Raw genomic sequence first — 14,172 nt, 5'->3', positions numbered from 1 at the left:
AGGAAGAAATGATGTGAAATACAAACACGTTCTAGGGACTTGCGCGCTGCTTGCGGTGATTTTGAGCGGGTGCGGCACCGCTTCAAACGGGCAGGCCAACAACACGGCGAATGCCGCCGGTTGAAGCACCAATCCAGCCCAGCAGGAACAAAAGCAGGATGCGAATCAAGCCTCCCAAGATAAGCAGCAGCGGCCGGCAATGAACCAAAGCCAACGCCAAATGATGATGACCTTCTCCTCGTTGGTTCAAATGGATAAGCAAGAGGGACTCGCCATCACGAAGGATCAGGCGGCTCAAATGCTTCCTGTCGTGCAGGAAAGCATTACCAAGGGGGAAATGAGCACCGACAATCAGAACAAGCTGCTTGAGAAGCTGACCGCAGAGCAAAAGAAATTCATCGATGACGCGGCTGCTCGCACGCCTATGAGGCAAGGTAATTCGAATGGCAGCAGCAGCGATACCAAGCAAAAGCAAGCCCTCACCGAGGATCAGAAGAAGCAAATGGAGGAAGCCCGTCAGCAAAGAGAACAGCAAAAATCGGATGCTGCAGTCAACGGGCAGGACAATAAAGACAAGCAGCCTAGAAACGGCGGTCCAGGCGGAGGTAAAGAGATCGGTCAGCAGCTCGTAGAACTGCTCCAATCCAAGACCAAGTAACGTAGGCTTTTTTCTGAAACCATAACGAAAGGCTGTTGTACATACAAAAGGATCCGCCTGCGCGGATCCTTTTGCATTACGTATGAGTGCTATTTGCGAATTAATTAACGATGACGTACACTGTCGTTTTCTTTTTGGCATAAGCAACAGTAATAGTCGCCTTCCCTTTGCCTGTTGCTTTAATGATGCCGTCCTTTACATCCGCAACGCGAATATTGGAAGATGTCCACAGTGCCGGAATCGTAACATCCTCTTCCGCCAGATCCTCGAAGGTTGCCGTTGCTTTAACCTCTGCAGTGGAGCCCGCTCTGAGCTCGACCGTAACCACGTCGGTCTTCAAGTATTTCAGCTTGTCAATCTCAACAGGAATAGCCACGCTCTTGCCGCCGAACGATGCCGAAATAGTGGCACTGCCCGCAGACACGCCGGTGATCAAGCCACCGTTGACATCCGCGATTTTATAATTGTTGGACTTCCATTGAGCAACATCGGATACGTCCTTCTTGCTGTCATCCGAAAGCGTCGCCGTCAAGACGATCTGTACGGAGGAACCGCTCTTCGTAGACACGTAGCGTTTGTCCACTTCCAGCGCCTGAACGACACCGATTTCCACCGCGATGGATACCGACTTGCCGCCGTATTTAGCCGTAATCGTCGCTTTCCCTCTCGAAACCGGAGTTACCACACCGTTCTCTACGGTTGCAACCTGCTGATTGTTGGATGCCCATTCCGCCTGGGAGGTTACATCTACTGCATTTCCGTTGGAATCCGTAGCGCTTAAGGTAATGGTTTTGGTCTCACCCAAATCAAAATTAATGAATGACGGCTTGGCAGTCAGCTTGTCCGCCATATCGACTTGAATGTTGAACGTAACCGCCTTGCTCTCGAACGATGCCGTTACGGTAGCCTCACCGGAGCCTACAGCCGTAACGATACCCTCTTCTACCGTAACTACCTTCGCATTGGAGGTTGTCCATACGGCGTCTTTTTTAAGATTATCCGGCGTTGTGCCGTCTGTATAGGTTGCCGTCAGGTTCAGTTCCTTTTTGTCGCCTTTTTTCAGGGTCACATTCGTGTCTCCGGTTGCCGTCAAGCTTTTCAGGACACCGACGGAGACTTGAACCGTGGCGGTTCTGGTACCGTATTTGGCCGTCACCGTCGCTGCACCGGTTCCTACGCCGGTAATAACGCCTTTGCGGACCTCAGCGATCTCGGGAGCGCTGGTCGACCATTCCGCTTGTTCTGTAATATCTACAGTCTTACCATCATTATAAATAGCGTTCAAGGTCACCTTTTCGTAGCCACCGACCTGGAAGCTTACGCTTTTCTTAACCGGCTTAATCACATTCGGAATATCGACAGACACCTTAATCGTTACGCTTTTCTCAGCGTAGGTTGCCGTAATCGTTGCTTCTCCGGCTTTATAAGCGGTGACTTTGCCTTCGTTTACTTTCACGATGGCTTCATTATCTACAGACCATTTCGCTTGCTTGGCGACGTCTTCTTTGGTGTTATCCAAATAAGTAGCCCAGAGAACGATGGTTTCTTCCTTCCCGGTGTTGAGGAACATCGTATCCTGCTCGGCTTCCAGTCGTCTCGGCACTTCTACATCCACCACCGTAGAAACGGTTTTGTTGCCGTATTTGGCCGTAATCGTCACTTCACCGATAGCATTAGCGAACAATTTCCCCTTTACAACACTGACTACAGCGTCATTGCTGGAAGTCCACTCTGCGCGGTCCGTAATGTTTTCCGGATCTCCATCCGCGTAAGAGGCCGTCAGCGTCAATTGCTCCGTACCGTTTTTCTTCATATAGACATTCTCGGTACCCAGATCCAGCTTCACTGCGTTATCTACATCGACTTTAATCGTAGCCGATTTCGTTCCATAGGTTCCTGTAATGGTCGCTTGACCAGGACCGTAGGCAGTAATTTCCCCTTTAAGCACGTCCGCAACCGCAGGATTATCGGATTCCCACTCCGCCAGGTTCGTTACATCGACCTTGCTGCTGCCGTCCGGATAAGTCGCGTACAAGATGACCGGTTCCGATTTGTTCAATAACAGGGAGATTTGCGATTTACTAGGATCGACCCTTTTTGCGATTTCTACGCTGACCGGGATGGATACGGTTTGATTATTGTATTTGGCGGTCACGATAGCCGTACCGGAGTTTTGCCCCGTCACTTTACCGTCGACTACAGTGGCCACGTCATCTTTATCTACGCTCCACTCTGCCTTGGAGGTAACATCCTCCTTCTTGCCGTCATCATAATAAGCAGTCAGGTTGATTTGCTCCTCGCCGTTTTTGCGCATTTCAATCTTCTGCTTATCCTTCACGAGGGAACGCACATGCTTGATAACCGTAACATTGACAATGACGGTTTTATCCATGTAGCTGGCCGTCACCGTCGTCGTACCTTCCGCCTTGGCGGTTACAACGCCCGCATAGACGGATGCGACGCCCTTGGCTTCCGGAGCCGGGTTAGAGGTCCAATCGGCCTTGATCGTCACGTTCTCGGTAGCTCCGTTCACATACACGGCGGTAGCCGTCAACGACGCGGTTTCTCCTACTTCCAATTGAAGCTCGTTTTTATTCAAGACGAGGTTGGATATTTCCTGGGTAGCCGCCATAGCGCTCATCACGCCGAAGCTGCTCGACACGAGACTTAAAATAAGGAACAGAATACAAAGTCTTGTTGCCCGCAAACGCATTGTTTCATCTCCTACTCTATGTACTTTTATTGGACAGCATCCTACGGTAATAGAATCCTGCTTCAAGTGACTCTTGCTGTTCAAAAAGCCGATACGCTATCGATATCGACTATGACTTAAGCTTGCGCCGTCATTCGTTCTTGCACCGCAGTCCTCCTTTTAGGTGATAGTCTTCTCCTCCGGCATACAACGCCATCTAAGCACTATGCAGGGACATCGTACCTGACCCGGGCGGACGAATATACCTTATCGGTACAGTACATCTAGTTTATCGACAAAAAGCATCAAAAACTTTAGTTTTTTTACCTGAAAGAATACTGAACGTTTGAGGTCCTTTGCCTCCTCATGTGGATAAACCGGCCTGTGGATATGTTGATAGGTATAACTGAATCTATACACAGACTTTGCTTGAGGATTGTTAATTTGTGCATAAACCTGTGTATAATTGACCTGATTTGGGAGATCAAAGCCTGTTATTCTATAAAAATCGATAGAATAGGCTCTATCAGATGCTTTCTTACGGGGCGGGCTGAAAATTTGCCGGGAACATGTTACACTAAGGTGATGAGACTATAACCGGAGCTTACGTAAGATAAACCAGTTTTATCCGATTGTAAGCACGTCGGGCGCGAAGGAGCGCACAACCAATAGGAGGCTAATCATGCTGCTGCAAGTATCGGGCATTACCAAAAGCTACGGGATTAATACCGTGCTTTCCAATATATCGCTGCAAATCGAGGCCAGGGAACGGATCGGGCTGGTCGGCGTGAACGGCGCGGGCAAATCGACGCTGCTGCAAATTATTGCGGGAGAAATGTCGTATGATTCAGGAGATATTTTCAAGGCTAAGGAAACGAAAATCGGATATCTGAAGCAAAACAGCGGGCTCGTATCGGACCGTTCGATATGGGATGAAATGAAGAGCGTGTTTGCCCATTTGGAGGAAGCGGAGCAGGAGCTTCGCAAGCTCGAAATGATGATGGCGGATCCGGACGTATTGGCCAGCGACAAGCAGACGGAAGAAACGATGAAACGGTACGCAGCCTTATCGGAATGGTTTAAGGAGCAGGGCGGATATGAGGCGGAGGCGCGCATTCGCGGTATTTTGCACGGAATGGGCTTCGGGGATTTTGCTCCCGAGACACCAATCCACACCTTAAGCGGAGGACAGAAAACAAGGCTTGCCCTGGCGAAAATGCTGCTGCAGGCGCCTGATCTGCTGCTGCTCGACGAGCCTACGAACCATTTGGACATCCCTACTCTCACCTGGCTGGAAGGGTATCTGCGCTCTTATTCCGGAGCGATTCTGGTCGTATCCCATGACCGCTATTTTCTCGACGCTCTCGTTAATGCCATCTACGAAATCGAGCGTACGACGTCCAAGCGATACACGGGCAATTATACCCGGTACGTAGAGACGAAGCAGGCCGAGTATGAAATCCAGATGAAGCAGTTCGAGAAGCAGCAGGAAGAAATCTCGAAGATGGAGGAGTTCGTTCAGCGCAATATTGTTCGCGCCTCCACTACCAAACGGGCGCAAAGCCGCCGCAAAGCGCTCGAAAAAATGGAACGGCTGGACAAGCCGCTAGGCGATTTGAAGCGTGCCAGCTTCGCCTTCGAGGTGGAGCAGCCGTCAGGCAAAGAGGTTCTTCAAGTCGGCGACGTGTCCATCTCCTATGACGGACGCAAGCCGCTGCTGCATAATGTATCGTTCCAGCTTCGCCGCGGAGACACGGCCGCATTGATCGGACCGAACGGTATCGGCAAATCGACGCTGCTGAAGACGCTGATCGGTTCCCGGCAGCAGGATCAGGGAGAGATTCGCTGGGGAACCAATGTGCGTATCGGCTACTATGATCAGGAGCAAAAGGGCCTAAATCCTAACAACACCGTTCTCGATGAAGTGTGGAACGAGTTTCCGAATTTGGAGGAGGCCCGGATACGGACCGTGCTCGGCAGCTTTCTGTTCAGCGGGGAGGACGTCTTCAAAAAAATCGCTGCATTAAGCGGAGGCGAAAAGGCCCGCGTCTCATTGGCCAAGCTGATGCTGCAAAAAGCCAATGTGCTGATCCTTGACGAGCCGACCAACCATTTGGATTTGTTCAGCAAGGAAGTGCTCGAATCGGCTCTTATCGATTATGAGGGCACACTGCTTTTCATCTCCCATGACCGGTATTTCCTGAATAAAATGGCCGAATCCATGCTGGAGCTGAAAAGCGACGGCGTCACCACGTATTTGGGCAACTACGATGATTATGTGGAGAAAAAGCAGGAGCTTGCCGAAATGGAACAGCAGCGGCAGGCGGCGGAAGCAGCCAAGCAAAAAGGCGCCGGCAGCAAGTCATCTTCTGCCCCAGCCGCTCCGGATAACAGCTACGAAGCCAACAAAGCGGCCAAGCGTGAGGAACGCACCAAGCAGCGCAAGCTGGAGCAGCTCGAGCAAACGATCGCCAAGCTGGAGGAAGAGCTGGCTCAGCTTGAGGAGGAGCTGGCGCTGCCGGAAGTGTACAACGACTATGTGCTTGTGCAGCAAAAAAACGAAACGATCGAACAGAAAAAAGCCGAATTGGCCGACTGCTACGAGCAGTGGGAGCAATTGGCGGAATAATAGAACGAGGGCGTCTGTGTATTCAGACGCCCTCTAGTTTTAGGAGCAGCAATGGAATGCTGCTGTAGACAATCATCGTTGCCGCGGCGACGATGCCGGAATCATTGAGCAGCAGCGCCGCAATGGCGCCGATGACATTGGCCGCGCACCCGTACATGATGTACGGGTAGCGCCTTTGCCAGCGGCGGAACAGCCCGCGCGGCCGAAGCACGAGCACCGCCATGACGATCAGGCTGGTGAGCAGCACCTTGCTCCAGGCGGAGACGCCGATCAGATGCCAATTCATCTCCAGCTTGCGCATGATGATGACGCCGATCAGATCGAAGCGTCCCTGGAGCAGCGTGTGAAAGGCGCGGCCGATATGGCTCTGCTTATCGGCTGAGCCGACCATGGCTGCGCTGGCGTTCAGCAGCCACAGGCCGGCGAGCGCTGCCGCCAGCAGCAGCGCAAGGGCGGGCACCGCGCGCACCCAGCGGCGCCCGCCGGCCAGGCGCGCGCCGAGCGCGCCGAAGGCCACCGCCGCGGACAGCGCTCCGCCGGCGTTGGTGCCGAGCGTCGGCGCCGCGAGGTAGCCGGCGACGGCGGCGCCGACGGCCGCTGCCGGCCAGGTGCGCCACGCGGCACCGGCGCGGGCCGCAAGGCGGCTGCCGCGCAGCGCGCCCGGGGCTGCAGCCGCGCGTGCGGCCAACCCGCTGCCGGCGCGAAGCAGCGGCGCGAGCCGGCCTGCCGGCGGCAGGCGCCAGGCCGTCACGGCGGCGGGCTCGGCGGCCGGGCCGTGCAGCAGCGCGGCGGCGTAGGCATCCGTCGGCAAGGCCCCGGACGAAGCCGCCGGCGGGGCGGCAGAGTCCATGCCTCCCTTCCCCGTTCTGGCGGAGCGGCGTTTTCCTAACCGCAACGATTGCTGCATGGCGGTAAGTCCAAGCAGGGAAGCCCCAAGCAGCACCCCCATACACTCGTTGCCCATCCCGTAATACCGGGCACCGATCATCGGATCATAACCAAGGACCGACCTCTGCATCGCCTTAGCCCCGTGCATGCCGTCGTACAGCAGCAGCAGCGTGACCACGATGCCTATCCCTGCCAGGCAGACCACGGTCCTCCCCGGCTTGGAAGCGGCATAATACGCGCAGCACACGCTGATGGCAAGTACAGAGCCCAATGCCAGTATAGTGCTGAAAACAGGAAGCTCGCTTGGCAGCCATCCCATAGATAATAACCCGGCAGGCGCCAGCAGCAGTGAAAACAGCAAGCCGATGCACACCACCACAGATCTTCTCCCCATCAATCTGCTCCCGAACATGACCGCGGCCAGTACGGCTAGCATCACGGCGATCTCATATATAGCGAGGCCATATAAGAGCGGAGGCCTTAAGGCGTAAACACTCTGCATGCTGCGTACCTGCTGAAACAGCGCCGGAAGCGCCTCCTCCTTCCGTTCGGAATGTATCGGCAGCCCCAGCATCGCTTCGGGCTTTTCGATTCCGAATCTCTCCAGTAGCGTGGGAGCCAGATCAATCAAGGAAACGATCCCCGATCGGCGTGTGGTAGCCGAAGTCAGCAGGGCTTCTTCCGCTTGGACCGACGGAGCATACATCAATAACGGAGCCAAGTAGGCTTTGGCTCTCACCGCATCCGCATTGACTTGCGGACTAAACAGCCACAGCTCGTTGTGCTCGGATGCCGGTGCTTGATTTATCATTCGAACAGCTTCGCCAACAAAGCGGTCCAGCTCCGATAAAACCGCCAGCTTCATTCGTTCAAACGCCGCCCTGGAATAGGCTCCTTTCTCATCGTACAGCCTTGCAAGGTCCCCTATTTCCATTAAGGTAACGGATGATGCAGGCTGCTCGCGCCATCTATCCAGCATCCATCGGGTATCGGTCCGCAGCCCTGCAGGCCAGTAGGGGTCATTCAGCTGACCGCCGCTGACATCCCCATGGGCTACTTCATTCATGTCATTCATCAGCATTAGCGGGGCGTACCGGCGAAGCGTACGATTCGAGTCGGCGTTCCATCCTCCTGCCGGTCTTGCACGATCCGCGTTGCCCCATACACTTACTTGTACGCCTGCCGCTTCCAGCTTCTGCCCGAGTGTTCCCGGAGCAGCCCGATAATAATTCGTTGCATTCATTCTGCGCATGACTTCGGCATCCTTCACGAGGATAGCACTTTCGGATGGACGGCCGGTAAGCCGCTGAATCCATTGGGCTGCCTCCTGGCCATATATCAGCTCGCTGCGCTGCAAGCCCTGCACCCCCGGCCCTCCTTCGGCGAAATGACCCGCACCTATCGACAAATACACATCCTCCAGTCCTTTTCCCGGAGTCCGAATGTTCAGCGAGCCCCAATGAGCCCCTTTATGGAGACGCATCAAAGAAGGCAGAGCCCCATTCCAGGCAGGCGAAAGCTCCACGAATGAAAGACCAGGGACAGAAAGAATCCATACTTTTTTATGAACTGCCTGATCGGATGAAGGGTACGCTTGAGATAAGGACAACGAAGGTTCTGCCCCGGCGGCAGCTTGTCCGAACGGTAACAGGCACATGCTCAAAGCAAGAATGATACGAGTTATCCACTGTGGATTCATGCAGCAATCTCCTTTTTCCATGAATAGTCTCCGCAGCCATCAGCCTTGCTGAGGGCAACAACAGTCCCCAGACGTTATCCTGCTTATCCAAGTACATTCCCCCAATTTCCTCCTTTCTATCCAGACTGTGCATATTTCCGCTCGCAATTCAACCTATCCACAAGCTTATTCACAACAACAGAAATCATTTTTCCCTAGAAAACCAACGTTTTCCTGTGGTATCCACAAGGATATCCACATTATCCACAAGTTGGCTGTTCATAGTTTATCCACGTTCATTCCTTTCCTTTGGGTATAATGAACGTTGATTTACCGCACCTTTACAAACTTATGCACATTATACACAGAGGCTGTGGATAACTATTATCCACAGCCTGTAGATGTACTCTATTCAGCTTTATAGTTTCAGTTGTCTACTCCCGTCGTTTTCCGATATAGAGCAGGTGCGGTGAAACCCCCAATATGTAGGGATTTTCCGCGGTCTGCTTTATCAAATCCAGCACTTTCGAGAATTCCTCTTCGCCTCTGCTTCGCCAATAATCCCACTGCTCCGGTTGAAGCAAGGAAGCTATATTGGAGGAACCGATCATTTTTATCGTCTCGAAGCCATGTGTCTCCATAAAGGGCTGGATATCCTCAATCGGATAATAGTACGCCCCGGTAAACCGCTTTCCATCCTGATGATCGAACGTGCCTTGCTCCATAAATCGAATGAGGTTATCCGCCGTATCATTAGGCTTCCAGTGCTGAGGCGCCATCAGGGAGGTCAGCAAATGCCTCACCCTAGGCATGAAGGCGACAAAAATGATCCCGCCAGGCTTGGTTACCCGGTACAGCTCCTTCACGGCGGCTATCCGGTCCTGCTCCTGCTGCAAATGGTATAACGGTCCAAGCATGAGGGAGGCGTCGAAGCTGCTATCCTTCAGTTGGTGCAACGATACCGCATTGGCTGTATAGAAGGCCTTCGAACCGTTCGGCGAGGCCTGACTCCGCCGCCTTCATCCTGGCCGCTTCGACCAGTTTGACCGTTAAATCCGTTAGCGTAACCCGGTAACCGGCCTCCGCCAGCTTCATCGCATATTTGCCGGGACCGGCTCCATTATCTAATACGTGCCCTTCCTGGGGAAGATACCTCCGTATGAAATGCCAGTTGATCCAAAATTCAATCGGCTCGCGGTCCAAACGGCCCCACTCATCAAATGACTCATAATACTGAACGACACGATTCATCATGTCTCACTCCTTTTCCGGACTTGGTGAGGGAAAGCTTCCTTTGGAGAGTCTGGATGCAAAAAAAATACATTAGGTGCTCCACTTATCGGTTAACTGAGGCTGCTTAATGGCCTGCGGCAGATACTCCCTCTGTCGCCTCACTGAACACCCCTTGCTCACGAATCGCCTGATTGCATGCCGCCATGAAGGCCTGGGCTACAGCCATCAGCACATCGCGATGCTCCGAGACGCCTCTGTAGCTTTTTCCGCCCGCCTTTACCGTTACGATCGCTTCTCCGCTCGCTTCCTCTCCGGAGGACAAGGAATACAGCTCCAAATCGTCAAATTCGACTTGGATCGGCAGCACTTGCCTCATCCCCGCCACCAAGGCTTCAACAGGAGCTTCTCCTGTTCCCGAACAGATCCGTTGCTCGCCTGTAGCGTTATTAGTAATCGTGCAGGAGGCCATCCGGTGGCCCGTCGTTCCGGTAAGCACTTGGGCATGAACCAAGGTATACGGCTCCAGTACCGCATTCACCGTACTGCCAACCAGCCCCATCAGCTGATGATCTTGAACGACCTTTTGCTGATCCGCCAGCTCTTTAAAACGGGTGTACAGGACTTCCATTTGGTCATCCGTCAGCTCCACCCCGAATTGGCTTACACGATGCTTGATCGCATGACGTCCTGAATGCTTGCCCAGTATGATCATGCTCCGCGGAATACCCAGCCGGTCAGGGTCCATAATTTCATACGTATTGCGGTTTTTCAGCAAGCCGTCCTGATGAATGCCCGCTTCATGCTGGAAAGCATTGCGTCCTACAACCGGCTTATTGAAGGCGATCGGAAAGCTCATGGCGCGGCTTACCTTCTGAGATACGGAATAAATATGCTCCGTCCGGATGCCGGTCTCCGCTCCCAGCGCTTCTTTGCGCGTTTCAATCGCCATCGCCAGCTCTTCCAAAGAACAGTTGCCGGCACGTTCGCCTACGCCGTTCACGGTGACCTCCACTTGGGTGACTCCCGCGCGAATCGCAGCCAGACTATTAGCTACAGCAAGCCCCAGATCGTTATGGCAGTGGGCACTGAATTCCACCTGGCTGCTGCCGCGAACGTTCTTCATAACCCGGGTGAACAGGGCGCCGTATTCTTCTGGAAGAGCGTAGCCTACCGTGTCCGGAATATTAATGATCGTGGCTCCTTCCGCAATCACCGCTTCGATTATTTCGAATAAAAATTCGTCTTCGGTTCTCGTCGCATCCATAGGTGAGAATTCTATGCGATCCACAAACCGCTTCGCATACGCCACCATGGAGCGAGCGATTTGAATCACCTGCTCTCTGGATTTACGCAATTGAAAATCCAAATGAATATTCGAGGACGACAAGAACAAGTGCAATCTCCTGCGCTCTGCCGCTTCTGTAGCGCGGACCGCAGCATCGATATCCTCCTTAACTGACCTGGCGAATCCGCAAATTTCTACGCCTTGAACCTCCCGGGAAATCCGCTGAACCGCCATGAAGTCTCCAGGGCTTGAAATCGGGAAGCCCGGCTCGATAATATCGACTCCCAATTGGGCAAGCTGCTTGGCGATCACGATCTTTTGCTCCGGATTCAACGACGCCCCGGGTGCCTGCTCTCCATCTCTCAAGGTCGTGTCAAATAGATGGATCCTCTTCATTTGGCCTGCATGTGCCTCTTGGTTATCATTATGGTTTGCATTATGGTTTGTCATTGGTAACGCCTCCTCTAGGTTTTAAAAACTGCTCATTTCGGACTGTGGAACCATTCCCCCAAAGTAACGCGAGCTTTGAGACAGCTTACAGGGACTACCGGTGAAAAATAAAAGACCTGCCGCCTCTACAGAAGAGACGACAGGCCTTCGGCCGCCGCGGTACCACTCTCGTTGACCCTCTCCGTCCGGAAAGGCGTCCACTTGTTCGCCATAAAGGGCTGGTCTGATAAGCATAAGCTTATTGATAACCTGCCTTATCGCGTTCCCCGTTCACGTGGGGCTACTCCGTCGAAACCTAGTTTCCAGCGATTGGCCGGATTTCAGTCCCGCCGCTCCCGGGCGAGCTTCATGCATCCGTCGACTGCGTCGCACCACCCCGCAGCTCTCTGATCATTCGGATTGCCTTACTACTCCCGTTCCTAGCGTTTTCTGGATATCTATTTGTCGTTCCTTCGTTTGTATGAACCGTGTTGGTTTAAAACCAAAAAAGGCCTGCCATCTCCTGTAAAAGAGACGACAGACCTTATCTATCGCGGTACCACTCTTGTTGGTTCGGCTGCACAGCCTAAACCCACCTCGTGTGCTTACGGCATGAAACCCTAAGCACGCCTGATCACGGAGGCATCCGTTGAAACTTACTTGCCGATGCAGCGCTACATCGTTTCAGTTCCACCGCTCCCGGGCGAGTTTCGCAGGCTCCACTGACTGCGTTGCACCATCCCGCAGCTCTCTTGACAGTTCGGCCGACTACTGCTCCCGTTCCCAGCGTTTTTGATATTGTTTGCAATTATAGTATGCGCTTTTTGAAAAGTCAATGCATGGTTTGGAATTCTTTTTCCAGCAATATAATTTTACAAAATAGGGTCGGATTTAAAGCTGATTCATATCTTTTGCAAAAGGACCTGGATTTAAAAAAAGCCCCGGTCTTCCCAAATAGGAAAACCGAAGCATTTACCACCCGAAGCATTATCCTTCGCTGCCGAAAAATACATAACGCAGCACGATCAAAATAGCAAGAACCCACATCAGCCAGTGAACCTTGTGCGTGTTGTTTCCGCCCAAACGGGAGAAGGTTGCCAGAATCACGTACGTCACAACGCCGAATGAAATTCCGTTGGCGATGTTGTAAGTGAACGGAATGAAAGCGATCGTGAAAAACGCTGGAATCGCGACAACAAAATCTTGAAAATCGATCTCTTTAACCGATTGCATCATCAGCACGCCGACAATGATCAAAGCCGCCGCCGTAGCGGAGCCCGGAATCAGAGCCGCAATTGGAGCCAGGAAGAGAGCAAGCAGGAAGCATACGCCTGTAGTTACAGCAGTCAGGCCCGTACGTCCGCCCTGTGCCACACCTGCAGAGCTTTCGACGAATGCCGTCACGGTGCTTGTACCCACCAATGCGCCGCCGCTGACCGCAAACGCGTCAACCATCATGGCCTTCCCTACTTTTTTGTTGCCTTCTTCTTTATTTTTCATGAACCCTGCACGGTTCGCCGTACCTACCAGCGTGCCGAAGGTATCAAACAATTCGACAAAGGTAAAGGTCGCAATGACCGAAATAATCCCTGTATTCAGAACGCCCTGGAAGTCAAAATGGCCAAGAGCCAGCTTGGACAAATCAGGAACCCACGTCGTTTTCGCATCTGTCAAAGTACCTAGGTTGACTTGACCCATGAGCAATCCGACAACCGTGGTCAGCAATATACCGAACAAAATCGCTCCGCGGACACGAAGCACCATCAGGATGGAAATCAACAAAATCCCGACGATACAAAGAACCACATTCGGATCCTTCAAGCTGCCCATGTGAATAATCGATTCGAACGAAAGCAGATCCGTATATTGATGAGCCTTCACATCGTTGCTCGTTTCTACTGCGATCGTCATCATCCCGCTGTTTTTCAAGCCGACAATCGTAATAAACAACCCGATGCCCACTGTAATCGCGTGCTTCAAGCTATCAGGCACAGCGACCAGCAGCAATTGACGAACCTTCGTTACCGTTAACAAGATAAAAATCAAACCGGAAATAAATACGGCCGCTAATCCCATTTGGTACGTGAATGTACCCTGCGAAGCCAAAATCACCGTAGCGAAATAAGCGTTCAATCCCATACCTGGAGCCAAAGCGACCGGGAAGTTAACGAAAAGTCCCATCGCGATAGTCATTACGCCCGCGGCAATGGCCGTTGCCAAAAATACGGCAGTCCAGTCCATACCGGTAGCGCCCGAGCCAAAGTTACTGAGAATGTTCGGATTTACGGCCAAAATGTACGCCATCGTCATGAACGTGGTCAGACCCGCCATAATTTCCGTGCGGACGTTGGTACCGTTTTCCCTCAGCTTAAACAATCGATCCATTCCCCAAATCCCTCCAATGGTTTTTGGAACAACGAAAAAATCCGGCTTTGATCGATGATCAAACGGCCGGATTCACAAGCAAAGCGGGATCAGGGCTTGTCAATGCCCCCAGAAACCACAGAAAAAGGCTTGCTTTTAAGCCCTCTTGTGTCATTTCAGGGGAGCACCGTGCGCCTTCGCTTTGTTTGCTCGTAGCCAGATCATTTACGGTGATCTCGTAGAGACTCCCAGGCCAATTCCCGGGATTATACGAAACAGTTATTCCCTAATATTCATCATTTATTCTAAAATTCAT

8 protein-coding genes, 1 riboswitch and 1 other annotated feature are annotated in these 14,172 nt (G+C 52.6%); of the genes, 2 read left to right on the top strand and 6 right to left on the bottom strand.

The features are described from left to right. The first annotated feature begins 199 nt into the window (after positions 1–199). Positions 200–658, top strand: a complete 459-nt coding sequence (locus tag B1728_RS28505; protein WP_079913827.1) for a hypothetical protein — start codon at positions 200–202, stop codon at positions 656–658. 100 nt (positions 659–758) lie between these two features. Here the strand turns inward: B1728_RS28505 and B1728_RS28500 are convergent, their stop codons facing one another. Further along, a complete protein-coding gene (locus B1728_RS28500; RefSeq protein WP_079913826.1) occupies positions 759–3,371 on the bottom strand; it encodes an Ig-like domain-containing protein in 2,613 nt (870 codons plus the stop codon). A 661-nt stretch (positions 3,372–4,032) separates the two neighbouring features. Between B1728_RS28500 and B1728_RS28495 the strand changes: the two genes are divergently transcribed. Beyond that, entirely contained in the window at positions 4,033–5,979 is a 1,947-nt protein-coding gene (locus B1728_RS28495; RefSeq protein WP_079913825.1) for an ABC transporter ATP-binding protein, read from the top strand. Positions 5,980–6,001: 22 nt separating this feature from the next. On the opposite strand, the gene B1728_RS28490 is transcribed toward B1728_RS28495, so the two are convergent. The 5 genes from B1728_RS28490 to B1728_RS28475 all read right to left on the bottom strand — a co-directional run bounded on the left by B1728_RS28490 (position 6,002) and on the right by B1728_RS28475 (position 13,877). Next, positions 6,002–8,566, bottom strand: a complete 2,565-nt coding sequence (locus B1728_RS28490) for a hypothetical protein (RefSeq protein WP_079913824.1) — start codon at positions 8,564–8,566, stop codon at positions 6,002–6,004. 413 nt (positions 8,567–8,979) lie between these two features. Then, positions 8,980–9,501, bottom strand: coding sequence for a class I SAM-dependent methyltransferase (locus tag B1728_RS37285; RefSeq protein WP_306293558.1), 522 nt, complete (start codon positions 9,499–9,501; stop codon positions 8,980–8,982). Beyond that, complete coding sequence (locus B1728_RS37280) at positions 9,482–9,799, bottom strand: class I SAM-dependent methyltransferase (protein WP_306293557.1); 318 nt, start codon at positions 9,797–9,799, stop codon at positions 9,482–9,484. Before B1728_RS37280 ends, B1728_RS37285 begins: the two co-directional genes overlap by 20 nt. A gap of 103 nt (positions 9,800–9,902) precedes the next feature. Further along, a complete protein-coding gene (locus B1728_RS28480; protein WP_079913981.1) occupies positions 9,903–11,459 on the bottom strand; it encodes a 2-isopropylmalate synthase in 1,557 nt (518 codons plus the stop codon). A gap of 560 nt (positions 11,460–12,019) precedes the next feature. After that, positions 12,020–12,286 (bottom strand) — a binding site (T-box leader). A 193-nt stretch (positions 12,287–12,479) separates the two neighbouring features. Further along, positions 12,480–13,877: an NCS2 family permease gene (locus B1728_RS28475; RefSeq protein ID WP_079913823.1), complete on the bottom strand. Its 1,398-nt coding sequence runs from the start codon at positions 13,875–13,877 to the stop codon at positions 12,480–12,482. A gap of 172 nt (positions 13,878–14,049) precedes the next feature. Further along, positions 14,050–14,150, bottom strand: a riboswitch (purine riboswitch). Between the last annotated feature and the right edge of the window lie 22 nt (positions 14,151–14,172).

The organism is Paenibacillus sp. 32352 (assembly GCF_002042965.1).
Lineage (GTDB): Bacteria > Bacillota > Bacilli > Paenibacillales > NBRC-103111 > Paenibacillus_S > Paenibacillus_S vulneris.
The sequence above is the reverse complement of the archived record's forward strand: the minus strand, read 5'-3'. Positions and strand labels throughout refer to the sequence as shown.

Bases quoted from the DNA above. Each gene is read 5' to 3' on its own strand.
- B1728_RS28505 (WP_079913827.1), top strand. From the start codon at position 200: ATGAACCAAAGCCAACGCCAAATGATGATGACCTTCTCCTCGTTGGTT.
- B1728_RS28500 (WP_079913826.1), bottom strand. From the start codon at position 3,371: ATGCGTTTGCGGGCAACAAGACTTTGTATTCTGTTCCTTATTTTAAGT.
- B1728_RS28495 (WP_079913825.1), top strand. From the start codon at position 4,033: ATGCTGCTGCAAGTATCGGGCATTACCAAAAGCTACGGGATTAATACC.
- B1728_RS37280 (WP_306293557.1), bottom strand. From the start codon at position 9,799: ATGATGAATCGTGTCGTTCAGTATTATGAGTCATTTGATGAGTGGGGC.
- B1728_RS28475 (WP_079913823.1), bottom strand. From the start codon at position 13,877: ATGGATCGATTGTTTAAGCTGAGGGAAAACGGTACCAACGTCCGCACG.
- B1728_RS28480 (WP_079913981.1), bottom strand. From the start codon at position 11,459: ATGAAGAGGATCCATCTATTTGACACGACCTTGAGAGATGGAGAGCAG.
- B1728_RS28490 (WP_079913824.1), bottom strand. From the start codon at position 8,566: ATGAATCCACAGTGGATAACTCGTATCATTCTTGCTTTGAGCATGTGC.